Genomic DNA, 264 nt, shown 5'->3' on the forward strand with positions numbered 1-264 from the left:
GTACGACGCATACTGACGACCCGCCGTGAGCGAGCCATACGTCGGGTTCGCCACGCCGACGAAAGCCTGGCGGCTGAACATCAGATTGTTCGTTGCCATCGCGCCCGTCGCACTGTTAAAGCCCTCTTCGAGCGTGAAGATGGCCTTCGTTCCGCCACCCAGATCCTCCGCCCCTTTCAGCCCGAAGCGGCTTCCTGCCCATACCCCGTTGATCATCTTGAACGTTGAGTGACCGCCTGAGGTTGAACCCAATGTGGTCGAGCT

1 protein-coding gene is annotated in these 264 nt (G+C 60.2%); it reads right to left on the reverse strand.

Annotated elements, in window-relative coordinates; genetic code table 11:
• The coding region (locus tag SB753_RS38235; protein WP_410805316.1) for a porin at positions 1-264 on the reverse strand (264 nt) is incomplete at both ends.

This window comes from Paraburkholderia sp. SIMBA_053, assembly GCF_046534895.1.
In the GTDB taxonomy this organism is placed as follows: Bacteria; Pseudomonadota; Gammaproteobacteria; order Burkholderiales; family Burkholderiaceae; genus Paraburkholderia; species Paraburkholderia caledonica.